Here is a 24295-nt window from a genome sequence, read left to right as displayed (position 1 = left end):
TTAGCTTACGTCAGGCGCTGACGGCCTCCTGCTCCGTCCCCGAAAAATCCACCGCCGCAAAGGCTGCTGCCAGCACCTCCGGCCCGGCGCCGGTTTTTGCCGCATCGGTCGACAGGATCTGGCGGTAGCGCCTTGCGCCGGGCAGGCCGGCGAAGAGGCCGACCATGTGGCGCGCCACGTGCTGCAGCCGGCCGCCGCTGGCGATATGGCGTTCGGCATAGGCCATCATCCGGTCGCGCAGTGCCTCCCAGTCCGGTTCGGCCGCAGGCGCGCCGAAGAAGCGCTGGTCGACATCGGAAAGGATCGCGGCATTCTGATAGGCGGCGCGGCCGAGCATGACGCCATCGACATGGTCGAGGTGGGCTGCGGCTTCGTCGAGCGTGCGGATGCCGCCATTGATGCCGATGAAGACGTCGGGCCAGCGCTGCTTCATCCGATAGACGATCTCGTAGTCGAGCGGCGGGATCTCGCGGTTCTCCTTGGGGCTCAGGCCCTTCAGCCAGGCCTTGCGGGCATGGATCCAGATCGCGTCGGCGCCGGCATCGAGAACGCGGCTGATCAGCTCGGGCAGCGCCTGTTCCGGCTCCTGCTCGTCGACGCCGATCCGGCATTTCATCGTCACCGGCACGGTCGCAACCCTCTTCATTGCCGCGATGCATTCGGCCACCGTTTCCGGCGTCAACATAAGGCAGGCGCCGAAGGTGCCCGACTGCACACGGTCGGAGGGGCAGCCGACATTGAGGTTGATCTCGTCATAGAGGTAGGGTTCGGCGATCTTCACCGCCTCGGCAAGCTTTGCCGGGTCCGATCCGCCGAGCTGCAGCGCCAGCGGATGCTCGGCGGCGTCATGACCGAGCAGCCGGTCGCGTGGGCCGTGGATGATCGCATCCGCCACCACCATCTCGCTATAGAGCAGCGCCTCGCGGCTGATCTGGCGGTGGAAATAGCGGCAATGCCGATCCGTCCAGTCGATCATCGGGGCGACCGCAAAAATCGGCCTCTTCTCAGTCATCGACGTTCCATTGTTCCTTATTCCCAGGTGCCGCAGTGCGGTGCCTCACCGCCGCGAGGGGCGGGGGGCATCCATAAAGCGCGCATATAACACTTGCCAATGCGATCGACAAATGACCGTCGGTCACCACAAACAGAAACGGCGCCCCTTGCGGAGCGCCGTTCATGCCGCCGAAGCGATGTCTAACTTACGAAGCCGAGATGTTGACAGCCTTCGGGCCCTTGCCCATGCGATCCGGCTCGGTGTCGAAAGTAACCTGCTGGCCTTCGCGCAGCGACTGGATGCCAGAAGCCTGCAGCGCAGAGATATGGACGAAAACGTCCTTTGCGCCGCCGTCCGGCGTGATGAAACCAAAACCCTTGTCCTGGTTGAAGAATTTTACGGTGCCCTTGGTGGCCATTGGGATCGTCCTTTTCCCTTAGTCTGTGTAGTATCCGCGCCCCCGAGAGGAAGCGGACGGCTTTAGCTTTCGCCCCGATCGATTGGGACGAAGGGTCAGTCGGAGAAGTCACGTACGGGGAAAGAACGTCTACGTAGGCGGGTAGTCCCGCGCCGCCTTCCAAACGGAAGGGATTACCACATCAGTCCAGTCACCGGCATGCAAATGCCCGAGTAAGTCAATTCGTGCCAGCATTTCGGGCAAAAAGCAAGCGGGATTATTGTGGCATGCCCGCATCGATACCGGGAAATGCCGAAGATTCAGATACTTGACGATGGGTTAACGGATTCTTGCACGCCTGTGCCATATCGGGATTCCGTGCCGAAACGGGATGAGCGGCGGATTCGATAGCCGGACAGGGATTTGTTCGGGGGCGGTCGGGCGACAGGCAAATCGATCAGCCCTCATGGTGAAGAGGATCGCAGAGTCTGCTCTCCAGTGTTCCTCGCGCCGTCTTTGCTCCGCCCGCATCCTGAGGTGCGCAGGCCAGAGGCCGGAGCCTCGAAGGACGGGGGCGGCAACCGGCGCCATAACCTTCGATTCTGCATAGGGGGCTTTGTGGAATGCAGGTAAGGAGCTTCCGCGCCCGCCCTCGTGGTTCGAGACGGCCCCTTGGGCCTCCTCACCATGAGGGCTCTCTTTGGCGCCTGCGGCTTTTATTCTACAGCTAGTGCAATTGTCCGCTCCATCCTCGTCGTAGGCGAGCCCCCCCCAAAAGGCTTCCCACCTACTGCGCATCCCCCAGCAACCCGCTCAAGCTCCACGGATTATCACTCTTCTGATTAGCGATGTCGTCGACCTTCCAGCCGCCGTGTTCGCGCACCAGAGTATAGAAGAGCGTCACCTCTTCGCCGTTGTCGAATTCCACCTCCACCTCGGCCTTGTCATCCAGCAGGATCGGTTGGCCGATCCTGACGTCGCTGGCCGCGCCGTCCTGGCCCGCGATCACGGGATCGAAGTCGATCGCGCCGACATCGCCTTCCGGTGTGTTGTCGAGATCGGTCTGGAGGAGCTCATTCAGGTGATCGGAGAAAAAGGTCGAATAGGGCGAGGGCGCCTCGGCGTCGCTGTCGTAGCTATAGAGCGCCTTGAGCAGCGCCTTCGGCGTCTAGTAGGTCTGCGCCAATGCCGGCAAGGCTGCGACCGCCGACACGGCGAGGGCGAGGATGAATGTGGGCAGGCGCATGCGGGCTCTCCTCGATGAGCGGTGAATCATAGCGGAATCGGGCGCTGAGGTGGAGCGGCATTTTTGGGAGGTTATCAGGGTTTGGCGCGGCCATCGGCCCCGTTTCAATGACACGGTTCCGCGCTTGCTTGTGACAGGCGCCCGGGCGAGACTTCCAAATCAAGCTGGGGAGGGTGAGATGAAATGCATCGTCGGATTCTTCATGACCAAGCCTGGAAAGCGCCATGCCTATCTGGCCGCGGCGCAGAACCATCTCGAACAGAGCCGGCTCGACCCGGATTGTCTCTATATCGAGCTGGTGCCGATGCCCGAGCATCCCGACAAGATTCTGTTGGCCGAGGCCTTCACCAGCGAGGAAGCGCATCGCCGGCACGAGGATACGGACCACATGCGCGAGTTATGGGCCGTCGGCCCGACGCTGTTGTCGCATGTCGTCATTGACAATGTGATTTCCGCGCAGGTGGAGCATATCGACGAGCGGTTTGACTGACGGATGCCTGATTTCGCGCGGCCACCCGTCGGTGGAGCTGCATGACTGCAAGTCCCACCTCGGTGCCAGGCAATCCTGTCGCGGCTAGATCAACGCCTCGTGCGACAGCGCAAACAACGGCTCGAAGACGTCCTTCACGGCAAGCGTGAAATCGTGGCTGGTGACGTTTCCGGCCGCGTCGTAGGCTTCGGCGGTGAAGGTCAGGCTGTGGGTGCTTTCGTAATCGATCGCGGCCTTGGTCTGGATCTTGTTGCCGACGAGCTTGAAGATGCCGTCGGCATCGTCCGTCAGCCGCCATTTCACCGTGTCGCCTTCCGGATCCTTTGCCGTGAGCAGGCCGACGGAGGTGCCGATCGCGACATTCTCGGAGATCGAGCTGCGCGAGAAGGCGAGATTGGTCGGCGCCTTGTTGACGGGGGCCTCGTTGACGTCGAGCACGTTGATCGTGATGTCCTTTTCGACCGTGACCTTGCCATCCGAAACAGCGACCTTGATCGTGTGCGACTTCGCCGTCTCGTAGTCCAGCGCCTTGGAGGTGACGATGCGGTTGCCGTTGATCCGGAAGTGATCGTTGGCGCCATCGAGCAGCGTATAGGTGAGGGCGTCGCCATCGGCGTCCTTGGCGCTGAGCAGGCCGACCGTGGTCCAGATCGGGGTGTCCTCGGAAAGGGCGGTTTTCGAAAGCTGGATATTGGTCGGCGCGGCATTGCCCTTCGGCGTAAAAGTGTCCGTGGCGAAGTCGTAGACGCCGTCGGCAAAGCGCGCCAATTCGACGTCTGTCAGCGTATCCGTTCCTTCCCCAGCGCTCGTCAGGATGTGATCGCCATTATTCAATGCAAAGGAATAATTGGCGAAATTGCCGGAGAAGATTGCCGTATCGATGCCGTCGCCGCCATTGATGGTGTCGTCGCCGGCGCCACCGGTCAATTTGTCATTGCCGGCATTGCCATTGAGGATATCGTTGCCGCCGCTGCCGTCGAAAATGTCGTTGCCGTCGGTGCCTGTGAACTCGTCGTCGCCGCTGCCGGTCTTGACGTCAATGCCGAAGGCATGGCCGTCGATGAAAGATCCGCGATCTCCCAGCTCGTCGGAAAGATCGAGGTGGGCACTGTCCGTCACCGCCAATGAGGGGTTAAAATCGGGGAACGGATCGGTCGACCAGACGATCTTGTCAAAGCTTTCGAACTGTGCGCTCGAACCTGCAACCCAAGAGCCCGCCGTTTCAAGGATTTCGATGTTCTTGATCGTCAGGCCTTGGAGCGACGGGGCTTGTAGCGTATCGATCCCGGCACCGCCATCGATCATTCCAGAATTCACTGAAATGAATGTCTCCACGGTTATGGCATCGTTGCCGTCGCCCGCATCGATGTCAAAGACCGCAGGGGTAAAGCTGAAGCGGTCATCATCGGAGATCGTATCGTTGCCCGTGCCGCCCCTGATGACGTCATTTCCGACGTCGCCCCAAAGCATGTCATTGCCGTCCCCGCCATTCAGCGTGTCATTACCAACTCCGCCCTGGATCAGATCGTCGCCGGCGCCCGTCGTGATCGTGTTGTCATCGCTCGAGCCGGTCACATTCGCGGAAACCGAGCCCAATTCGTCGGCCAGATCTGCCACGCCGGAATCTGAGATGGCGAGGGTGACGGCGGCGAGGGGGCTGGTTTCAGAGTCGCGGATAACATCGTAAGCTTCGAACTCAGCGCCGGTCTTGGTAACTGTGGCGCCGTTCGTATCCAGAATATTCAAGGCCATATATATATTTCCCCAAAAGATGCGTTGTAATCGGCAATATGAGACATCCCCGAAAAAACTGTTTTATTGCTCAGCGGACGACGACCCCTCGGGGATCTATGCCAATCCCGATTAAGTTTTCAATGCAAAATTGTGTCTTTTCATTGCTTTTTTAATGAAAAACTAAGGATGAAATACTGGGGAAAGGGATTTTAATTTGAGAACTCAAAGTCATACTTGGTTTCGTAAATAGTATTATCTTTCATTTTCGGATGGAGTGCTCTCGCGAAAATTGTGTTTTTCAGCGAGTTCTTCGACAATGCTGCGCCGCGCAATATTCGCGCCACTATCGCAGGTTGGTGTTGGCTTCGACTTGTTCCGGCTTCCCGCGCGGGACGCCTCACACGAGCTTGATGATCCCTGCCTTGGTCGGTCTGAAGCCGCAGGCGCGGTAGAAGCCGGTCAGGTGCGGTTCGAAATCGACATGCAGCCACTCGGCGCCGCGCTCCCGCGCAACCCTCGTCGCTTCCCGGACCAGCCGCGTCGCGATCCCTTGCCGCCGCATATCAGGATGGACCGAGGTATCGAGGATGAAGGCATGGATGCCGCCATCCCAGGCGACGTTGACGAAGCCGACGAGCCGGTCGTCCTGATAGGCGCCGATATGAGCGAGGCTGCGGGACAGGATGGGGGTGAAGTCGCGGTCGTGCGGGCTGCCCCAGGCGGCGGAAAAGAGCGCGTTCAGTTCCGCGGCGGAGGGGAAGGGGTCGATGCGCAGTTCCAGCATTGGCGGTTCCCTTCCTTCAGCGGGGATGTAGGTCTTCCGGATCAAGTGAGGGCGACGTTGTAGCTCATTCCGTCACAGCGACGAGCCGGCCGTCGCGTCTTTCGAAAATTCTGTCGGAGAGAAAATCGACGCTCCGCTGCTTCGCCATGTCGATCAGCTGCCGGGCCGTGATCAGCGCGGAGGGCACCTTTCGGTCGATCACGGCCACCTCGTCGCGCTGGCGCAGGATCAGCAAGGCGCCATCCGGGAAATTCTTGTCCACCATCGCCCAGAATTCATCCGTCAGCACGATAGCCGGCGTCAGCGGCGGGTTATCGCCGATCCGGTAGGCGATCATGTGATCGTTGACCCGCTCTTCCTGGAGCTTCGACATTTCCCGCAGAATATTCCCCTGCGCGGCCTGGCGGAGTTCGGCGACGGAGCGCTCGCCGAGATCGGCGCGCGAGAGCCCGACCAGGCTCTGCGGCGTGTCCAACTGCAAGACGATCGCCACGTCGCCGGCAAGTTCCTCCGCCAAAGACGTTGCCGCATCCTGCTCATTCGCGGGCGGCTGCCGGAAGCGGATATTGGCGAAGACATGCTGCAGGTCGAGCTCCGGCCTGCGGACCGTGACGAGAACGCTCTGTACGAGATTTTCGATGGCGGCCTCGCGGTCCAGATCGTTGCGGAGCGTATAAAGCCTGCCGTAGACGTTGGTGACATCGACCGTTCCCGTCACGGCTTCGCGTCCGCCATTGGCAAGCCGCACGCGGAGAATAGCAGGATTGCCGGGATCGATCGCAACCTCTTCGACCTCGGGCTCGCTGCGCAGGCGCGCGGCAACGGCGTCGCGCAGCTGCGCCAGCGTTTCGGGCGGCGCGGCAGAGATGGGCCTCGCTTCGGAGCGGAGGCCTATTTTCGAGAGAAGGGTCTTGAACATGTCGGCGTTTCCCTGATGTGTCGTGTCCGCATAAGCTGCCGCCGGCGTCAGGATCAAGGCGAGGCCGGCTGAAAGATTGACGATCCGCATCCTGGCCTCCTGCGCTGGCGAAAGCGGCGGCAACCGCCCGGCCGCGGGCCGAAGCGCGTTGCGGCGAACCGGATTCACGCGGCGCGTTTCAGGCGTTTGTTCATGCATGTGCTCCCCGAAGCGGCCGCAGCGGCCGGCCGCCAGCAGAAGCTAGGGCAAAGCTGTTGCCGATCAATGACGGATGAGGCGCATCGGCCGGAAGAGGCGGCGGCCTCGCGCCAGCTTGATAAGGCCTGCTTAAGTGGGTCTAAATCCGCAGCGCGATAAAAGGAGACCGGCTCGAAATCGACATGCAGCCACGCGGCGCCGCGCTCTTGAGCGATCCGCGTCGCTTCCCTGACCGCCGCGTCGCGATGCCCTGCCGGCGCATGTCGGGGTGAACTGATGTATCGAGGATGAAGGCAAGAATGCCGCTATCCCAGGCGATGTTGACGAAGCCGCCGAGCCGGCCGGGATGATGGGCGCCGATATCGGCGAGGCTGCGGCGATGCGGAGTTCGAGCGCATTTGGTTTCAAATTCCCTCGCTGTAGATGAAGGCAAACTTCGGTTTCTCCCGGCGGCGTCGCGAGAGGCTGCCGGCTGCCGGCACCGGCAATCAATGCATGCCTATAAAAATTTAAAGCGGGAAATATGCATCTTCTCCGCAAACGCCCGTTTAACAAACTGACTCCTGAGCTTATCGTCGAGCTAATAGCAATTGGGTTTTTAGCCAGATGAACAATGATCTGAATCGAGTTCGCGCTTTTGCGGATGTTGTGAGCGTTGATGCATGGCATCAATCTTTTGATGAAGGAAAGCAGGAAGTAGATTTGAAAGTTGACGTTGTTTTCACCGAAGGACGTATCGGCGGTGAGCGCGGATCGCCTGTGCAGTTCAGGCTAAAGTTAAAGCGGGCAACATTGATCGTAATTACGCCAGAAACTGAGCCTGTAGAGGTTGTACGTGAAAGCATTCGGCGTGAAGAGAATCACCTTTTAACGGAGTTTTCTTCCGAACAGGTGACGAAGAGCGATTTGGCGGCTGGTTTCGACGTAAATGCCTCGGCAAATCTGGCGGGCGGAATAAAGGGGGCTCTATCGGTCCACACTGCGGGAAAGCACGAGATATCCCGAACAGACAAAGAAAAAGTTGTGGGCAAGCACCATCCCATGAAGGCTCTGTTCCGAATCAATAATGTCAACAATACATATTCTTGGATTATTGATTGTGACGCCGCCCAGTTTCTTGAGGGACGAATTTGGGACGCCAATGCTTCACCTCTTATGAAGCTTCGCGATCTCCGCAATGATCCTCAGCGCGGTATCGCGCCGAACGTTAGAGTCGCTGTTCAGTGTTTGCGTGAAGATTTAATAATTACTGATATAAAATTGAAAGACGATCCTTCGCTAAAGGATAAGATTCTTGGAAATGATGAGAAACTGAAATTGAAAGCGGCGGAGGCCTACATACGCACAAAACTGACCGAAATTGGGCTAGAGGTCGGCGATCTCAGTAATGATTTCGCAAAACTTGTCCTAATGGATCTTGTTGCAAAAACAGAAAGATAAGTGACATGTCTCACTGGCTTGATGTTGTTGTAAATATTTTGAACTCAAAATCATCTGATTTGCGCGTCCTCGCCGAAATAGCCGGATATGATCCGAAAATACTCTACAAGGGCACAGTTATGGCTGGCGTAGATTTGTCCAATCAAGATATCGATGATCTAGATTTGGATATTCCCGCAAGCTCAGAAGAGGTGTTCTCTCCGAAGAAAGCAAAACAATTTATTATTGATAACGTCTCGCTTCCTCTGGAGTGGAAAGACAATATATTTCATTTTCGCGCAAGCAACAGGATAATATACAACATTAATCAGCTCGACGGTTCTCGCAATCTTCGAGAAGTTAAGATTAATAATACCTACGTCGAAAGTATATCTGCTCTTTCATCTTGCTTTAACCTAAGAACTCTTCAGATAAAAAATACTTCGGTGTCGGATTTGGCTCCAATTGCAGCATGTGGGAAGCTAGTCGAAGTAAATATATCTGGCACAAAAATAACTGACCTGTCCCCACTGCGGGGAAAAAATATTACTTCTCTTGAAATTTCCCAAACGAAGGTTGATGAAATTTCCGAATTAAATTTAAGGCAGCTAAGGAAGCTTGATGTTAGTGCAACGAGGATAGAAGATCTCAGCTGTTTGAAGGATTCCGAATATTTAAGTAATATAGATATTTCTCAAACGAAAATTGATGACATTAGTTTCCTATCAGGAAAAAAGTTTCTTCGATATATTAGAGCCGACAATACAACGAGTGATTGGCCAGAAAATACCGGACCATTTCTTTCTTTGGAGGGGTTTTACGCATCGAGCTCGGCAATCGAGAGTATAGAATTTCTTTCGAAATCTAGTCACATGCGAATTCTAATCATGCCGTGGAGTAAGATTAGATATATATCTCATATTGAAAAAATGCCTTTTTTATTTTATGCGGATTTGGAGGGCACGGCAATATCTGATATATCGCCGATCGCGCAATGGAAATCAATTAAATACCTTTCATTATCTTCTACGAAAATACACGATATTACTCCTCTGCAAAAACTTACAAAGCTTTCTAATCTTGAAATCTCAAATACTGCGGTAACGGATCTATCATGCATTTCTGATTTGGAGTCCCTTAAAGATTTGGATATTTCAGGGTGCGCCCCAGCTTTACTAAAAAATTTGGATAAATTTAAATCACTTACAAGCTTAAATATCTCTCGTATTGAAATCGACAGACCTGAAGATATTAGATTGCCGCCAAATTTGAGGTCGATAATCGCACCCGCTACGATATCAAAATATGTTAAATTACTTTGTCCGGACATAAATACATCAACATATATTGTATAATATAGCTGTGGTGGAATTCTATTATAGCAATATGTCGTTTCACCGCCCCGGCCGTCCGGTCTTCCCCTTCGTTCGCCCTTTACGCTTCTGCTCGCCCGGGTCCTCATAGCTCCCCACGCCCGTCTTCCCGCGCACGACCGGCCGCACGTCATCGTGCCCTTCAAGCAGCGGTGAAAACCGCTTCGTGCCCTTCTGCCCTTCGCTTGCGCTTCGGGCGTTCGTTGCTGCAATCGATTCACTGGATCGATTGCTACGCTTCGCGTACCGCGCCTCACCATCCGGCTTTTCCGGCAGCGCGCCGGTAACCGGTTTTTCCGTTCGGCCGACGGTCATTTCGTCGAGGTCGTTTTTGCGGAAGAGGGTTTTCTTGGCGGGCTCGGCGATGTCGCGGCCCATCTCATCCAGCGCCGGTTTGCGGAAGAGAGGGGTGGTGGTGTCGGTGCCTGGGCCCATGTCGTCGAGGCTGGGTCTGGAGAAGTAGGAGGGGGTGGCCCCCTCATCCGCACTGCCAGGCACTTTCTCGCCGGCTGGGAGAAGGGACTCGCGGGTCGCTTTGGCGTTCCGTCTGACGCCTTCCATTGCCTTTGACTCTTCTCTAGCCAGCGGATCGTCCATAATCGCCAGCTCGGCGGCCTTGAGGCGTTTGATTTCGTCGCGGAGGCGGGCAGCTTTTTCGAAGTCGAGGTCGGCGGCGGCGTCGCGCATGCTCTTTTCGAGCGCGTTGAGATGGGTCTGCAGGTTGTTGCCGACGAGGTTGCCGCCATCGGCGAAGCCCTTGCCGGAGGCGCCCGAGATATCGGCGCGGACGTGGTCGCGTTCGTAGACGGAGTCGAGGATGTCGGAGATCCTGGCTTTCACCGATTCAGGGGTAATGCCGTGTTCCTGGTTATAGACCATCTGCTTTTCGCGGCGGCGGCTGGTTTCCTCCATCGCCCGCTTCATCGAGCCGGTGACCTGGTCGGCATAGAGGATGACCTTGCCGTCGACGTTACGCGCGGCGCGGCCGATCGTCTGGATCAGAGAGGTCTCCGAGCGCAGGAAACCTTCCTTGTCGGCGTCGAGAATGGCGACGAAGCCGCATTCGGGAATGTCGAGGCCTTCGCGCAGAAGGTTGATGCCGACGAGCACGTCGAAGGCGCCGAGGCGGAGATCGCGGAGGATCTCGATACGTTCAAGCGTGTCGATATCGGAGTGCATGTAGCGGACGCGCACGCCCTGCTCATGCAGATATTCGGTGAGGTCTTCGGCCATGCGCTTGGTCAGCACGGTGCAGAGGGTGCGGTAGCCCTTGGCCGATGTCTCGCGGATCTCGCCGAGCACGTCGTCGACCTGGCTGCGGGCCGAGCGGACCTCGACCGGCGGGTCGATCAAGCCGGTTGGGCGGATCACCTGTTCGGCGAAGACGCCGCCCGACTGCTCCATCTCCCAACTACCAGGGGTAGCCGAAACGGCGATGGTGTCCGGGCGCATGGCGTCCCATTCCTCGAAGCGCAGCGGCCGGTTGTCCATGCAGGAGGGCAGGCGGAAGCCGTATTCGGCCAGCGTCGCCTTGCGCCTGAAGTCGCCCCGGTACATGCCGCCGATCTGCGGCACGGTGACATGGCTTTCGTCGATGAAGACGAGGGCGTTATCGGGGATATATTCGAACAGCGTCGGCGGTGGGTCGCCGGGGTCGCGACCGGTGAGATAACGCGAATAGTTCTCGATGCCCTGGCAGGAGCCTGTGGCTTCGAGCATTTCGATATCGTAGCGGGTGCGCTGCTCCAGGCGCTGGGCTTCCAGCAGGCGGCCGGCCTTTTCCAGCTCGGCAAGGCGAAGCCTGAGCTCCTCCTTGATCGACTTGATGGCGCCGTTCAGCGTCGGGCGCGGGGTGACATAGTGCGAATTGGCGTAGATCTTCACCGATTTCAGGTCGCCGACCTTCTGGCCAGTGAGCGGGTCGAACTCGGTGATGGCGTCGATCTCGTCGCCGAACATCGAGATGCGCCAGGCGGCATCTTCCAAGTGGGCGGGGAAAAGCTCGATCGTATCGCCGCGCACCCGGAAGGATCCGCGGGTGAAATCCATGTCGCGGCGCTTATATTGCTGGGCGACGAGGTCGGCCAGCAACTGGCGCTGGTCGAGCCGGTCGCCGACCGACATCTGGAAGGTCATCGCCGTATAGGTCTCGACCGAGCCGATACCGTAGATGCAGGAGACCGAGGCGACGATGATGCAGTCGTCGCGTTCGAGCAGTGAGCGCGTCGCCGAGTGGCGCATGCGGTCGATCTGCTCGTTGATCGAGGATTCCTTCTCGATATAGGTGTCGGAGCGCGGCACATAGGCTTCCGGCTGGTAATAATCGTAGTAGGAAACGAAATATTCCACCGCATTGTCGGGGAAGAAGTTCTTGAATTCCGAATAGAGCTGGGCGGCCAGCGTCTTGTTCGGCGCCAGGATGACGGCCGGGCGCTGCGTCGCCTCGATCACCTTGGCCATGGTGAAGGTCTTGCCTGAGCCGGTGACGCCGAGCAGCACCTGGCTGCGGTCGCCATTCTCCAGCCCCTCGACGAGATCGCGGATGGCGGTCGGCTGGTCGCCGGCCGGCTCGTAGTCCGACTGCATTCGGATGGCGATGCCGCCTTCGGATTTGTCGGGCCGGGCAGGGCGATGCGGCGTCCAGATCTTGCCGTTCTTGTGCAGCGGATTGCCGCTCTCGATCAGCGCCGACAGCGCCTCCACCGTGGCGGTGACGGCGGTGCCGGCCTGCAGCGACGAGGCCTCCTCCAGCGTCGTATCCATGCCGGAAACGGGATTGAGGCCGGCGGCGGCGCGCGTCTTCGGATCGGTCGAGCCGCCCATGGAGGTGCCGCGCGCCGATTTCGAGGCGCTGACGCCGCCGTCGCTGGTTTTCGTCCTGGCGGCAATCTCCACCTTCTTGCGGTGCTTGCCGGCCTTAGAGGCGATCTGGCGCTGGGTCTCGACGCCCGAGGTTTCGGCATCGGCCTCCAGCTGCTTCACCCAGTCGGCAACCGAGCCTGAGAGGGGGGCTCCCTCAAAAGACGATTGAGGGGCTTCCTCGAAGCCATTCGGGGCGGGGGATTTCTTCGGAGATTTGGCCATGGCGGGAATATGGAGAGAGTCAGCGCGAAAGTGAAGAGGGAAAGAGTACAAAAGGGAAACGAATGAATCGTTCGGATTTTTGGAATAGTCTCCCGGTCGCGTGATACTAAAAGACCCCGCCCCAAACCCCATCCTGTCGGATGCCGGGGTCGAGCCACGGGTCTCGACCCGTCCTTCGGACCCCCACAAGTGGGAGGGGTTTAACCTGCCGCGCCGGCTTTCCAAATCCTCAACGTTTCGGAAGAGGCAAGGCGGTGCCGCCGGTTAGTCCCTCCCACCTGTGGGGAGGGGTTGGGGAGGGGTCATTCTTCAGCGGTTCTTACCACACTCATCAAGCCGAACGCTGGTTCGCCGGCCCCTCCAACCGCGCGAGGTTCAACGCACTGTTGATCAACCCGACATGGCTGAAGGCCTGCGGGAAGTTGCCGAGCATGCGGCGGGCGCCGGGATCATATTCTTCCGCCAGAAGCCCGACATCATTGCAGATAGAAAGCAGCCGCTCGAACAGGCGTAGCGCATCGTCGCGGCGGCCGATCATGCCGAGGGCGTCGACGAGCCAGAAGCTGCAGGCGAGGAACGCGCCTTCGCCTGGCGGCAGGCCGTCGTCCACCTCCTGCGTCTCGTAGCGCAGCAGCAGGCCATCGCGCAGCAGCTTGCGCTCGATCGCCTCGACTGTCGCGACATAGCGCGGATCATCAGGCGGGATGAAGCCGACCATGCCGAGATGCAGCAGGCTGGCATCAAGCGCCTTGGAGCCGTAGGCCTGCACGAAACAGCCGAGTTCGGGATCGAAAGCCTTCTCGCAAACCTCGGCATGGATGTGATCTGCGAGCGTGCGCCAACGTGCGGCGGCCTCGGGCTCGCCGTCCGCCTCGGCAATCTGGACGGCGCGGTCGAAGGCCACCCAGGCCATGACCTTCGAATAGGTGAAATGCTGGCGCTGGCCGCGCACCTCCCAGATGCCCTCATCGGGCTCCACCCAGACTTTTTCGAGAAAGGGCAGAATGGCCGCCGCCAGTTCGCGTCCGCGGTGATGCGGCGGAAGCCCGCCCTTGCGGGCCTGCAGCATAGCGTCGGCCACCTCGCCATAGACATCGAGCTGCACCTGTTCGGCAGCGGCATTGCCGATGCGTACGGGTGTCGAGCCCTCGTAGCCACTCAGCCAGGGAACCTGCCATTCCAGCAGATTGCGCTCGCCGGCGACGCCATACATGATCTGCATCTGCGCCGGGGCGCCGGCGACCGCGCGCAGCAGCCAGTTCCGCCAGGCACTGGCTTCCTCGTAATAGCCGAGTTTCATCAGGGCGAGCAGGGTCAGCGTCGCGTCGCGCAGCCAGCAATAGCGGTAGTCCCAGTTGCGCGGCCCGCCGATCTTTTCCGGCAGGGAGGTTGTCGCCGCGGCGACGATGCCGCCCGTCGGCATGTAGGTCAGTGCCTTGAGCGTGATGAGCGAGCGTTTGACCTGTTCCGTCCACCGGCCCACTTTCGGGCATTTCGCGGCAAAGGATTGCCAGAATTCCTCCGTGTCCGGCAGCGCATATTCCACCTGCCGCTGAGCCGGCTGCGGCATATGCGAGGGGGACCAGGTCAGGGTGAAGATCTGGCTCTCGCCAGCGGCAACCTGGAAGGAGCCGACCGTGCTCAGGCCGCGGCCTTCGAGCGGGACGGCGCAATTCAGGGTTAGCCTGTCCGGGCCGGCAATGGCGGTGATGCCGCCATCCTCGCCATGCGTGACCCAGGGAACGGTTCGGCCGTAATCGAAGCGAAGGTTGAGCTCCATATCGAAGGCGACAGTGCCGCTCTTGCCCTCGACGATGCGCATCAGATCGCTCGTGCCATCGCGAAGCGGCATGAAGTCGATGAGAACGGCGGTGCCGGTCTCGGTCTGAAACTCGGTTTCGAGAATGAGCGTGTCGTTGCGGTAGCGGCGCGTGACGCGGACGTTTTCACCTGACGGTGACAGCGACCAGAAGCCGTTATCCTCGGCGCCGAGCAGTGCGGCAAAACAGGCGGGCGAATCGAAGCGCGGAAAACAGAGCCAGTCGATCGAGCCGTTCTTCGAGACGAGTGCGGCGGTTTCGCAATCGCCAATGAGCGCGTAGTCCTCAATGGGTACCGACACCGGAGCCTCCTTTGCATAGCAGTCGGGCTTTTAGGTAGAGGCGGTGCGCAGAGGTCAAGCGCGGAAACCAACGGGGCGGTAGGCGTGCCGGCTATCATGCAAACTCCGGATATCAATGGGGGGCATCGCCAGCAATGCCAAGCCGAAATGGAAAGTGTCGATAAATAAAAGTCTGTGGTTGAAGGCTCCGCCGCCTCCCGCATTGCGCGCGCCGATGTTACAGCTGTTGCGGGAATTGGGGACCATTCATGAACAAGATAATCATTGCATTTGCGGCCGCCGTGGCGCTTGCCAGTTGCGCCAAACGTCCTGACGCCATCGTCCAGGTCGATATTCCGATGGCTGCCTATACGAACCTCAGTTGCGAGGCGCTCGCAGTGGAACATAAGAAGGAGAAGGCCAAGCTCGACGACCTGTCCAAGCAGCAGATCAGCGCAGCGAACGGCGATGCTTTCGGTGTCTTCCTCGTCGGCGTCCCCATCGGCAGCGTCGCCGGGGGAGACAAGGAAGGGGAAATTGCCGCGTCCAAAGGCAAGGTTTCGGCCATGCAGTCCGCTGGAATGAGCAAGGGCTGCAAGCTGCCCAGCTGACAGCCGGGGCGGCAACCATCGAGATCGGCTCTGCCAAAAGTGAGGCATTGGCCGGTGATCCCGATTTCAATATCCATTTGGCGCTCGTCGTTTCTTCGCCCAAAGAGCGATGGCATTCGTGAAATGCCGCGCGCCGATCGTCCGCCCCCTCGTATCGGAACCAGAATCGGTCTTCCGCAGTTAGTTTCCTGTCACTTCAGCTTCAGGTGCTACTGCCATTAGCGACCATTCTGCCTTCTGGGAAACCCCCATCTCGATCGACCTTGATACCGGCGAACGGCTGGTTTTGCGCTCACCGCAGGATGCGCTTTATGCACTCGTCTCGGACTGGCCGGTCAATGGCGGCGTCCACCAGCAGAGGGCGATCGATTTCTGCCGCGCCTGGCTTGCCGGACGCATGCCGGCCGAGACGGTGCGGCAGGCTTTCATCCTGGCCGCGCTGGAAGCCGGCGTTACGATCAATGATGATGAAGACGGCGCAGAAGCCTCCGCCTTGAACCCTGCGGTATAGCTGGAACCGCCGGCTATATCCACGCGCCGCTCGGCCGGCGTCCGTAGCGTCAACAACGTTCCTTTCATGTATTTCAAATATTATTCCCGCTGTGTTCGTAAGAAATATGCAGCGTTACCGCGCTCCGATGTTGAGGCGGGATGATGCTTCGAAGAGGGCCCTGGCGCAGTCGCTCAGGGCTTGGCCAGCACCCGTGCCTGCACCGGCTGCTCGATGCCCTTGAGCACAAGCATGCGGGTTTCGGCGCCTGCGGCGAGATCGGCAGCCTTCGCCGCCGTTTCGGCCGAGATCAGGATCTCGCCGGCGGCGGCTTGGGATTCGAGCCTTGCGGCCTGATTGACGACACCGCCGATGGCGGTGAAATCGCTGCGGAAGGTTGAGAATTCGCCGATCTGGACCTCACCGGAATGGATGCCGACGCCGACGCCGAGGGTGCGGCCGGGCAATGCCTCGAGTGTCAGGCCGTTCAGCGCGGCGGCGCAGTTTTGCTGGATCTCCTGCGCGGCCAGGATCGCGGCGCCGGCGTGATCCTTTCGGACGATCGGGAAATTGAAGATCGCCATCAGGCCGTCGCCCATCTGCTTGTTGACGATGCCATCATGCGCCCAGATCGCCTGCGCGCAGCGATCCTGGAACCGGCTGACGATCTCGCTCAGCTGTACTGCCTCGATGCGCTCCGAAAGATCCGTGAAGCCCCGGATATCGGCAAACAGGATGGTGGCATCGACGGTGATCTGGCGCTGCTTCTTGACATATTGGAAGGAGCGTTCGCAGATCGTGCAGATATCGGGATTCATCTTGCTGCGGGTGATGCCGAAGGCGCGGAAGGGTAAGGCAAGCGGGCCGCCGATCGGGATCGGCATGTGCATCTGGTCCCAGCAGCCACGGCAGATCCGGGCGCTGCCGTGCCTGGTTGGCTCCGTAGAGGAGGCTGTCGTCATATCTCGCAATCCATCGCCTGATAGCAAAAAAATGAGCTTCCGATACTTGCCTGCTTTTGGCAACTCTGCCGACCGTCGAGGGTGACGATGGCTCGAACTATTTCGTCCAGGCCCCATTCTTCTGGGACACGTCGCCACTAAGTTGAATATCGCGCGGTCCGGCGATAGCATCGCAGTGGGACCTACTGTAGAATATTGTTAGTAATACATTCGCTCTCCAGGAAAGACCGGGGATGGAGCGCCGTCTTGCAGCAATCCTGATCGCTGATGTCGTCGGTTACAGTCGATTGAGCCAGATCGACGAAGAGGGCACCCGCGTGCGTTTTCAGGCGGATCAGAACGATGTCTTCGAGCCGGCGATCGAACGTCACCACGGGCGGCTGGTCAAAACCATGGGCGATGGGCTGCTGGTCGAATTCCAGAGTGTCGTCGATGCCTTGCGCTGCGCGGTGGAGGTTCAGCAACTGAAAGCCACGCAGAGTGCCGCGGCGCTGCCGGAGCATCGGCTCGAATTCCGGATCGGCATCAATCTCGGCGATATCATCGTCGAAGGCGAAGACATCCAGGGCGACGGCGTCAATATCGCCGATCGAATACAGGCGCTGGCCGAACCGGGCGGCATCGCCATATCGGGCACGACATACGACCAGGTGAAATCGAAAGTCCCGGTCGGTTTCGTTTCGCTCGGCGAACAGCGATTGAAGAGCATCACCGAACCGATCCGGGTCTATCGCGTCCTGCTTGACCCGACTGCTGCCGGCAAAACCCTCAAGACCCGCAGGCGCCTGCCGAGACGCCGCCTGGTTGCGGGCATAGCAGCGGCCGTTATTCTCGCTCTCGCGGGCGCAGCACTCTGGTGGCAGCCATGGATGCCGGCAAAACCACCGGGGCCTGGCGAACGTTTCGCCTATCCTCTGCCGGACAGGCCCTCTGTCGCGGTTCTGCCCTTCATCAATGTCAGCGGCGACACCGAGCACGACCATCTCGCAGAGGGGTTGACGGACGATCTGATCACCGAGTTGTCCAAAGTATCGGGTCTTTTCGTCATCGCCCGCCACTCGGTCTTTGCCATCCGGGACTCCGTCGGCAAGATCCAGGACGTGGCCGCCGAACTCGGCGTCAAATATGTGCTCGAAGGGACCCTGCAGCGGGCCGGGCCGCGGCTGCGGATCAATGTCAAACTGATCGATGCGGTCACCGGCCTGTCGCTCTGGGCCGAGCGCTACGACCGCCAGTATGCCGACCTCTTTGCGGTGCAGGACGATGTGATCGGCAAGATCATCTCGGCCCTGTCGGTCAAGCTCAGCGCGCGCGAGCGCGACCAACTGGCCCGAATCCCGACCGAAAACCTCGAAGCCTACGATTATTACATGCGGGCCGAGCAGGAGGGCTTCATCTTGAGGGATGTCGACACTTATCGTCGGACGCTGTCCTTCTACCAGAAAGCGATCGATCTCGATCCGGGCTTTGCCAATGCCCATGCGGGAATCGCGCGCGTGGCCGTCGATGTCTGGCGCAACGACTATAATTACCTCTGGTCGGCTGCCGTCGCCCGCAAGATCGCCTATGACGCCGCCGGACAGGCCCTCAAGCTCGATCCCAACAATGCCAGGGCGCACACGGTGCTTGCCCTGCTGCAATGGGTGGATGGACGCGAGACGGAGGCCAAAAATTCCGCCAACATGGCGGTTTCGATGGAGCCGAACGATGCCGAGGCCGCCGCCAACCTCGCTCTCATCCTGGTCCACACCGGAAGCAGCGGGCAGGCGATCACGGAGATGGAAAAGGCTCTGCGGCTCGACCCTTCGCCGGCGTCGAGCTTTCAACTGCTGGCGGGGATCGTCTTTTATACAGCGGGCGATGATCAGAGCGCGATCTCGCTGATAGAGCCGACGCTCGACAGCCTGCCGAAGGTCGAGCCGGCACGCGAATACCTGGCGGCCGCCTATGCCGACCAGGGCAATGAAACCAAGGCTGCAGCGGAGACGGCAAAGCTGCTGGAGCTCTTCCCCGAAAGCAATCTCACCTATTACGGCTATCTCTATGATTACTGGCGGGACGGCGATCTGCAGCGCCATCTGGCCGCATTGCGAAAGGCCGGCATCCCCGAATGGCCCTTCGGTTTTACAGGCAGTCAAGCCGACAGGCTGGGCGAGGCAGACCTGCGCAATCTTGTCGATGGCAAGAGCTGGACCGGCAAGCACAAGAACGGCACGGATTTCACCCAATATTTCGACAAGGCTGGAAACACTGCCTATCGCAGCGCGAATACCAACATCACCGGCATCGTCGAGGTGCGAGGCGACAGTCTCTGCGAAAAATTCGACGGCTATTTCCTCGACCGGATGGTGTGCGGATATGTTTACCGCAACACGTCAGGTGAACAGCGCGACAGGCCATACGTCCATGTCACGCCGCGCGCCTTGACGTTCTTTTCACCCACACCCTGACGGGTCGGGCGTTGCGGCTTCATTTCGTATCCGGTTGCTGCCAGACGGTGTGCATCTTCTCCGAAATCAGCGTCTGCTGAACTTCGGACCAATGCTTCTTCGAGTCGGTCACCTTGGTCGGATTTTTCTCCATGCCTTCGGCTGCCCCGGGATCATAGCTCAGGTACAGTTTGCCATCGATGATCCGCCAAGCTTTCGGATCGATATTGGTGGTCACCGTCCCGAAAGACACGCCATCGGCACAATAGCCGCCATATTGCGGTGCATATTTGGATGGATCGCCCTTGAAGAGATCGCGATTTTCGGCGCTGGCGAAATACCAGGTCGCGCCAAGCCAGTGGTGGGAATATGTCTCGGATCCTTCAACGGCCTGGTTTTCGGTGAAGTAGGCGACCGGGTCATAACCCTTGATCGCGACATCGCCGAAATAGCCGGTATTGACGAGTTCCTCGGCCCCCGCAGGCTGAAGGAAGGAAAGCAGCATCACCGCAGCGCCAACAGCCACGCCCATCCGCGTTCCGCATTTTTGCACATGATAAGACATAACAAGCTCCGTTCCCGGACGCGGTCCGTTACTCCAGCGAAATGCTATTGCCGTTTGGTGCATTCCTTGTAGAGCGGTTCGCCCACAAGCTCGGCTTTCTGGCAAACAGCACCGGCTTCCATGAGTAATTTGGCCGTATCCCAATGCGCCCGCCACCCGGCCTGAGTGAGAGGCGTGTACCCGTTTCTTTCCGTCGCTTCGACATCCGCGCTCTTCGTCAGCAGAAAAGCGACCACGTCGGTGCGGCCCTCTTCGGCGGCGCCGTGCAGCGGCGACATCTGATAGAAATTCTTCCTGTCGTTGACATCAGCTCCCTCGGCGACAAGTCGTTTCACCACCTCCAGATTTCCTGCATAGGCTGCCGCATGCAGTGCCGTCAGCCCACCCTTGTTGCGAATTTCGATGTCGGCGCCGCGATCCAGCAAAAGAACGGCGACATCCGCATGGCCCGCCAATGACGCGATAATCAACGCCGGCTCGCCCGCCTCATCGAGCTCCGACAGATCGGAGCCCTGGTCCAGCAACTGTGTGACGCGGGCGATATCGCCGTCCTTGGCCGCCTGATGCAAAGGACCTGCCCATGCCGGCAGGACGCCAATGACAAGCGTAGCAACAGTCGCGATAAAAATATTCACGGGCACGATCTCGGTTTGATCAGGGTTCGTATGCGCCGTTTTGTCGCGTTTTAGCACGTGTGCAATTCGTAAACAAGATTGCGCTAATGGATGCGCTTCCGGCCAACACCACTCGTCTGCGCAGGTGTCATCGGCGCGCGCTCAGACAGGCGTTTCCGGCAGCGGGCGAGCGGATCGGTTCCTAGAGCTTCCTCTCCATGAAAATCGTGATCGGCTGCAAGCTTGCGGGAATCTCTCGAAACCGGTCGCAGGGTTTGAAGCCGAAGCTCTCATAAAGGGCGATGGCCCCACGCATGAAGCTCACGGTTTCCAGCTGCACGCGATCGTATCCGTCATCGCGCATTCCATCCAGACAGGCGGTCATCAGGCCTTTGGCTGCGCCTCGGCCGCGCGCTTCGGTGCGAACATACATTTTCCGCAACTCGGCGATTCCGTCATCCGACTTCGAATAGCCGGCGCAGCCAGCGACAATTCCGTCCGCGCGCGCCAGGAAAAAGCCCGCGCCGGGTTGGCGAAACTTTTCCATCAGGGTGTCGACCGTGTGTCCGTAGACATATTCCAGCAGTTCGACCTCCGGCACTCCGAACCGGCTGGATTGTTCCGCGTCCCATTTTCCCATGGCATCGATCAGCGCAAGCGCCTCTTCGAAGTCGGACGGAGAATTGATGGCATGGACTTCCATAAACCGCCCTCCAAGGCAACAGCCGATCCGCTATTTCTACGGTCTTTGAAGGCAAGTGCAACAGCTGTGCCGGCAGAAGCGCAGCCCTCGGAACGAAATAGCGTCATACTTGTTACTCCCAGTGGTCGATATTCGCTGCCAAACTATCTCCCATCAACGAGTGACGAGCTGCGAAGGAGCACGTTTCAGCCTCGAAGCGTGGAACTTCGCCCCAATGAGGAGATTGAAAGCCATGACTGCTTCAGCCGAGAATGGAAAAAGCGGACAAGCCATGCACAAACCGCCGGTCGTGTCGCCGCAAGCCTGGGAAGCGGCCCGCGCGCAGCTGCTCGTGAAGGAAAAGGCTGAGACCCGCGCCCGCGACGCGCTGGCCGCCGAGCGCCGGCGCATGCCGTGGATGGCGGTGGCGAAGGCCTATGCGTTTGAGGGGCCTCAGGGCAAAGTCAGCCTGCTCGACCTGTTCGAAGGCAGACACCAGCTCATCCTCTACCGCGCCTTCTACGAGCCCGGCGTGTTCGGCTGGCCCGAACATGCCTGCCGCGGCTGCTCGATGGTGGCCGATCAGGTTGCCCATGTCGCCCATCTCAACGCCCGCGACACGACGCTGGTCTTCGCCTCCCGCGCGCCGCAGGCCGACATTACGCGGCTGAAGGCGCGGATGGGCTGGACGATGCCGTGGGTCACGATCACCGACAGCTTCGACAAGGACTTCGGCGTCGACGAGTGGCACGGCACCAATGTCTTCTACCGCGACGGCGAGCGCATCTTCCGCACCTATTTCATCAACAACCGCGGCGATGAGCAGATGGGCGGCACCTGGAACTACCTCGACATCACGCCGCTCGGCCGCCAGGAAGTCTGGGAGGATTCGCCCGAAGGCTATCCGCAGACCCCGACCTACAAGTGGTGGAACTGGCACGACAGCTATGTGCCGGACGACGAGCCCGACAAGAAGTGGGTCGAGGTCTCCGACGCCGGCGAGGCGGCGTTCAGGGCCGAGAGTGCAAACGAGAAACCGTAGGGTCGGTCCGGCCGTATCCTCCGTCCCGGCAGGAGGGTACGGCGGTCCGTCTGAAAGTCTGGCGAACCGCAATCTCCTTTCATGACGATGCATCAGCTGGGCAGGTCGGGGCGCCGGGGCGGTATCCCAGAACGCGCTTGCGCCGTAGCTTCGCCTCCCTGCACCTTCTGCGCGCAAAATTTCACCGGCATATCTCCTTACTGTCACGGAACCATGCTAGATTTCGCCCGATTTCCAGGGGAGGCGGGCATGGATACGGATTTTCGTGTGACCGGCAGGAATGCTGCTTCGCTTTTTGCGCTGACCATCCATCGCGGCGACGGCATGGTGCTGCTCGGCATGGACTGGAAGAATGGCCGGCCGCCGATCGATTTCGTCGGTTTCGCCATCCAGTATCGCGAGCCGGGTACTGACTTCTTCAAGAACGTGCGCAACCGTATCGGCTTTCCCGGCCAGCCGGTTCCAGACGACGGCATCCGCACGACAGAGGCGCCGATCCAGAAATTCCGCTGGGTGCATTTTCCCTTCAATGCCGATCTGCCCGGCAAGTTTCTCTATCGAGTCACGCCGAAGTTCATGGATGCGGCGGGCGCGCTGACATCGGGTGAAGCGCAGGAGGCGGAGTTGGCGCTGATGCGCGAAACTATCCCCGGCAAGCTCAACGTCGCCTTCACCCGCGGCTTCGTCTCATCGCAGGCCTTCGTGCGCAATTTTGCCCCCGACGCGCCGACGATCATCACGCTGGTGCCGCCGGTTGGCGATGAGGGGCTGGACTTCGTGCCGACGCACGCCGATGCCGAGCGGGCGCTCGCCTGGATGGGCTTCGAGGCGCGGGCCGAGACGCTTGCGCTGCTCGATAAAGCGCGCGACGCCGGCGCCGAGGTGCGCGTCATCGCCTATGATCTCAACCTGCCCGAGGTGGTCACCCGGCTGGAGGCGCTGGGGCCGAAGCTGAAGATCATCATCGACGACAGCGACCGCACCAAGGGCCACGGCCGCCCGAATTCGCCGGAGACGAGGGCGGCGGACCGGCTGATCGCCTCGGCGGGGGCTGCCAATGTCAAGCGCCAGCACATGGCGAACCTGCAGCATCAGAAGTCGATCGCGGTCCGCGGCGGCGGCATTTCGACCGTGCTTTACGGCTCGACCAATCTCAGCTGGCGCGGGCTCTATGTACAGTCGAACAACAGCCTTGCCGTCCACAGCGAAAAGGCGATCGACGATTATTTCACCGCCTTCGAGAGCTATTTCACCGCCAAACGCGCCGAAGACTTCCGCGACTCGCCAAGTTCTGCCGGCTGGATCGATCTCGGCCTTGACGGCGTCGACGCCAAGGTCGCTTTCTCCCCACACAGCGATGCCAATGGCCGGCTCGACGAGATCGGCGCCGATATCGATACGGCAGAGTCCAGCGTGCTCTTTTCGCTCGCCTTCCTCGGCCAGATGACCAGGGGGGCGATCGGCCCGGCGCTCGGCCGCGCGCTCGAACGCCCCGAGGTGCATGTCATGGGCATCGCCGATGCCGAGGTGCGAGCCGGCAATCTCGGCCTCAACGTGCTGACGCCGGACAATCGCCGCAGGGTGGTGCGGGCGGCGGCCTTAACGGGCAACGTCCCGCCGCCCTTCCTGACGGAACCCTCGGGCCTTGCCGGCGTCGACGGCAACCAGCGCGGCACGCGCATGCACCATAAATTCGTCGTGCTCGATTTCGACAAGCCGACGGCGCGCGTCTATCTCGGCTCCTACAATTTCTCGAACCCCGCCGATGACGAGAACGGCGAGAACCTCGTCGTCGTGCGCGACCGGACGGTTGCGACCAGCTACATGATCGAGGCGCTCAGGATGTACGACCACTACATCTTCCGCGTCGCCTCCGAAGCGAGCGACGGGCCGGCCCGTCCGCTGGAGCTCAAACGCCCGCCTCAGCCCGGCGGCACGCCCTGGTTCGAACGCGACTGGACCGACCCCATCCGCGCCCGGGACCGGGCGTTGTTTGCCCGGGCGGAGTAATGTCGCTGGTGACGACGGGTGCGGCATAGGCCGGGGAGCGACCTCGCCATCGGCTGGTTCCTCCACAAGGACCGGTAGCGGGACGATAACGCAGCGCTGCCCGTCCATCGCCAACACACTCTTCTCAAAGTGGAAACATTCCGGGGACGGT

At 59.8% G+C, this 24295-nt stretch carries 19 protein-coding genes and 2 pseudogenes; 8 read left to right on the top strand and 13 right to left on the bottom strand.

Annotated features, from left to right (window positions below):
• Positions 1-10 precede the first annotated feature (10 nt).
• The 3 genes and pseudogenes from dusA to BA011_RS10665 form a co-directional block, all read right to left on the bottom strand.
• Positions 11-1012 carry a tRNA dihydrouridine(20/20a) synthase DusA gene (dusA, locus tag BA011_RS10675; RefSeq protein WP_065280429.1) on the bottom strand — a complete coding sequence of 334 codons (1002 nt, stop codon included), beginning with the start codon at positions 1010-1012 and terminating at the stop codon, positions 11-13.
• Positions 1013-1199: 187 nt separating this feature from the next.
• Positions 1200-1412, bottom strand: coding sequence for a cold-shock protein (locus BA011_RS10670; RefSeq protein WP_003540801.1), 213 nt, complete (start codon positions 1410-1412; stop codon positions 1200-1202).
• Positions 1413-2178: 766 nt separating this feature from the next.
• Positions 2179-2637: pseudogene (locus BA011_RS10665) on the bottom strand (DUF3828 domain-containing protein).
• Between the two features lie 178 nt (positions 2638-2815).
• On the opposite strand from BA011_RS10665, the gene BA011_RS10660 reads away from it, so the two are divergent.
• Positions 2816-3127 carry a putative quinol monooxygenase gene (locus tag BA011_RS10660; protein WP_011652481.1) on the top strand — a complete coding sequence of 104 codons (312 nt, stop codon included), beginning with the start codon at positions 2816-2818 and terminating at the stop codon, positions 3125-3127.
• Between the two features lie 84 nt (positions 3128-3211).
• Here BA011_RS10660 and BA011_RS10655 read toward each other — a convergent pair whose 3' ends face one another.
• The 4 genes and pseudogenes from BA011_RS10655 to BA011_RS10640 form a co-directional block, all read right to left on the bottom strand.
• The gene (locus BA011_RS10655) at positions 3212-4879 is read right to left on the bottom strand and encodes a cadherin domain-containing protein (RefSeq protein ID WP_065280428.1); all 1668 of its coding nucleotides are present in this window, start codon (positions 4877-4879) and stop codon (positions 3212-3214) included.
• Positions 4880-5258: 379 nt separating this feature from the next.
• The gene (locus BA011_RS10650) at positions 5259-5645 is read right to left on the bottom strand and encodes a GNAT family N-acetyltransferase (protein WP_065280427.1); all 387 of its coding nucleotides are present in this window, start codon (positions 5643-5645) and stop codon (positions 5259-5261) included.
• Positions 5646-5709: 64 nt separating this feature from the next.
• Positions 5710-6654, bottom strand: a complete 945-nt coding sequence (locus BA011_RS10645) for a hypothetical protein (protein ID WP_065282492.1) — start codon at positions 6652-6654, stop codon at positions 5710-5712.
• 237 nt (positions 6655-6891) lie between these two features.
• A pseudogene (locus BA011_RS10640) lies at positions 6892-7138 on the bottom strand (GNAT family N-acetyltransferase); the annotation flags it as partial.
• A gap of 230 nt (positions 7139-7368) precedes the next feature.
• On the opposite strand from BA011_RS10640, the gene BA011_RS10635 reads away from it, so the two are divergent.
• Entirely contained in the window at positions 7369-8202 is an 834-nt protein-coding gene (locus BA011_RS10635; RefSeq protein WP_151343446.1) for a hypothetical protein, read from the top strand.
• 5 nt (positions 8203-8207) lie between these two features.
• Positions 8208-9536: a leucine-rich repeat domain-containing protein gene (locus BA011_RS41445; RefSeq protein ID WP_151343445.1), complete on the top strand. Its 1329-nt coding sequence runs from the start codon at positions 8208-8210 to the stop codon at positions 9534-9536.
• A gap of 39 nt (positions 9537-9575) precedes the next feature.
• Here the strand turns inward: BA011_RS41445 and uvrB are convergent, their stop codons facing one another.
• Together uvrB and BA011_RS10625 are read right to left on the bottom strand one after the other, a co-directional pair.
• Positions 9576-12638 (bottom strand): excinuclease ABC subunit UvrB, encoded by a 3063-nt coding sequence (gene uvrB, locus BA011_RS10630; RefSeq protein WP_065280425.1) that lies wholly within the window; start codon positions 12636-12638, stop codon positions 9576-9578.
• Between the two features lie 331 nt (positions 12639-12969).
• Complete coding sequence (locus BA011_RS10625; protein ID WP_065280424.1) at positions 12970-14760, bottom strand: glycoside hydrolase family 15 protein; 1791 nt, start codon at positions 14758-14760, stop codon at positions 12970-12972.
• Between the two features lie 248 nt (positions 14761-15008).
• Between BA011_RS10625 and BA011_RS10620 the strand changes: the two genes are divergently transcribed.
• On the top strand, positions 15009-15350 hold the full coding sequence (locus BA011_RS10620) for a hypothetical protein (RefSeq protein WP_065280423.1): 342 nt from the start codon (positions 15009-15011) through the stop codon (positions 15348-15350).
• A 286-nt stretch (positions 15351-15636) separates the two neighbouring features.
• Positions 15637-15861 (top strand): DUF982 domain-containing protein, encoded by a 225-nt coding sequence (locus BA011_RS10615; RefSeq protein ID WP_064653080.1) that lies wholly within the window; start codon positions 15637-15639, stop codon positions 15859-15861.
• 173 nt (positions 15862-16034) lie between these two features.
• Here the strand turns inward: BA011_RS10615 and BA011_RS10610 are convergent, their stop codons facing one another.
• Positions 16035-16802: an adenylate/guanylate cyclase domain-containing protein gene (locus BA011_RS10610; protein ID WP_065280422.1), complete on the bottom strand. Its 768-nt coding sequence runs from the start codon at positions 16800-16802 to the stop codon at positions 16035-16037.
• A 233-nt stretch (positions 16803-17035) separates the two neighbouring features.
• On the opposite strand from BA011_RS10610, the gene BA011_RS10605 reads away from it, so the two are divergent.
• Entirely contained in the window at positions 17036-19252 is a 2217-nt protein-coding gene (locus tag BA011_RS10605) for an adenylate/guanylate cyclase domain-containing protein (RefSeq protein WP_065280421.1), read from the top strand.
• Between the two features lie 19 nt (positions 19253-19271).
• On the opposite strand, the gene BA011_RS10600 is transcribed toward BA011_RS10605, so the two are convergent.
• The 3 genes from BA011_RS10600 to BA011_RS10590 all read right to left on the bottom strand — a co-directional run bounded on the left by BA011_RS10600 (position 19272) and on the right by BA011_RS10590 (position 21113).
• Positions 19272-19763, bottom strand: a complete 492-nt coding sequence (locus tag BA011_RS10600) for a YHS domain-containing (seleno)protein (protein WP_065280420.1) — start codon at positions 19761-19763, stop codon at positions 19272-19274.
• Positions 19764-19840: 77 nt separating this feature from the next.
• Entirely contained in the window at positions 19841-20488 is a 648-nt protein-coding gene (locus BA011_RS10595) for an ankyrin repeat domain-containing protein (protein ID WP_151343444.1), read from the bottom strand.
• Positions 20489-20612: 124 nt separating this feature from the next.
• Positions 20613-21113: a GNAT family N-acetyltransferase gene (locus BA011_RS10590; RefSeq protein ID WP_065280419.1), complete on the bottom strand. Its 501-nt coding sequence runs from the start codon at positions 21111-21113 to the stop codon at positions 20613-20615.
• A gap of 232 nt (positions 21114-21345) precedes the next feature.
• Here BA011_RS10590 and BA011_RS10585 point away from each other — a divergent pair, with 232 nt between their 5' ends.
• Positions 21346-22134, top strand: a complete 789-nt coding sequence (locus tag BA011_RS10585; RefSeq protein WP_065280418.1) for a DUF899 domain-containing protein — start codon at positions 21346-21348, stop codon at positions 22132-22134.
• 249 nt (positions 22135-22383) lie between these two features.
• Positions 22384-24144: a phospholipase D-like domain-containing protein gene (locus BA011_RS10580; protein WP_065280417.1), complete on the top strand. Its 1761-nt coding sequence runs from the start codon at positions 22384-22386 to the stop codon at positions 24142-24144.
• The last annotated feature ends 151 nt before the right edge of the window (positions 24145-24295 follow it).

The organism is Rhizobium leguminosarum (genome assembly GCF_001679785.1).
GTDB lineage: Bacteria > Pseudomonadota > Alphaproteobacteria > Rhizobiales > Rhizobiaceae > Rhizobium > Rhizobium leguminosarum_R.
This window is presented reverse-complemented; position numbering and strand designations above follow the sequence as displayed.

What these genes read in the sequence shown, in the direction of transcription:
- BA011_RS10620 (WP_065280423.1), top strand. Translation starts at nt 15,009, where the DNA reads ATGAACAAGATAATCATTGCATTTGCGGCCGCCGTGGCGCTTGCCAGT.
- BA011_RS10610 (WP_065280422.1), bottom strand. Translation starts at nt 16,802, where the DNA reads ATGACGACAGCCTCCTCTACGGAGCCAACCAGGCACGGCAGCGCCCGG.
- BA011_RS10590 (WP_065280419.1), bottom strand. Translation starts at nt 21,113, where the DNA reads ATGGAAGTCCATGCCATCAATTCTCCGTCCGACTTCGAAGAGGCGCTT.
- BA011_RS10580 (WP_065280417.1), top strand. Translation starts at nt 22,384, where the DNA reads ATGGATACGGATTTTCGTGTGACCGGCAGGAATGCTGCTTCGCTTTTT.
- BA011_RS10650 (WP_065280427.1), bottom strand. Translation starts at nt 5,645, where the DNA reads ATGCTGGAACTGCGCATCGACCCCTTCCCCTCCGCCGCGGAACTGAAC.
- BA011_RS10585 (WP_065280418.1), top strand. Translation starts at nt 21,346, where the DNA reads ATGACTGCTTCAGCCGAGAATGGAAAAAGCGGACAAGCCATGCACAAA.
- BA011_RS10645 (WP_065282492.1), bottom strand. Translation starts at nt 6,654, where the DNA reads ATGCGGATCGTCAATCTTTCAGCCGGCCTCGCCTTGATCCTGACGCCG.
- BA011_RS41445 (WP_151343445.1), top strand. Translation starts at nt 8,208, where the DNA reads ATGTCTCACTGGCTTGATGTTGTTGTAAATATTTTGAACTCAAAATCA.
- BA011_RS10605 (WP_065280421.1), top strand. Translation starts at nt 17,036, where the DNA reads ATGGAGCGCCGTCTTGCAGCAATCCTGATCGCTGATGTCGTCGGTTAC.
- BA011_RS10670 (WP_003540801.1), bottom strand. Translation starts at nt 1,412, where the DNA reads ATGGCCACCAAGGGCACCGTAAAATTCTTCAACCAGGACAAGGGTTTT.
- BA011_RS10600 (WP_065280420.1), bottom strand. Translation starts at nt 19,763, where the DNA reads ATGGGCGTGGCTGTTGGCGCTGCGGTGATGCTGCTTTCCTTCCTTCAG.
- BA011_RS10635 (WP_151343446.1), top strand. Translation starts at nt 7,369, where the DNA reads ATGAACAATGATCTGAATCGAGTTCGCGCTTTTGCGGATGTTGTGAGC.
- BA011_RS10660 (WP_011652481.1), top strand. Translation starts at nt 2,816, where the DNA reads ATGAAATGCATCGTCGGATTCTTCATGACCAAGCCTGGAAAGCGCCAT.
- BA011_RS10655 (WP_065280428.1), bottom strand. Translation starts at nt 4,879, where the DNA reads ATGGCCTTGAATATTCTGGATACGAACGGCGCCACAGTTACCAAGACC.
- dusA (WP_065280429.1), bottom strand. Translation starts at nt 1,012, where the DNA reads ATGACTGAGAAGAGGCCGATTTTTGCGGTCGCCCCGATGATCGACTGG.
- uvrB (WP_065280425.1), bottom strand. Translation starts at nt 12,638, where the DNA reads ATGGCCAAATCTCCGAAGAAATCCCCCGCCCCGAATGGCTTCGAGGAA.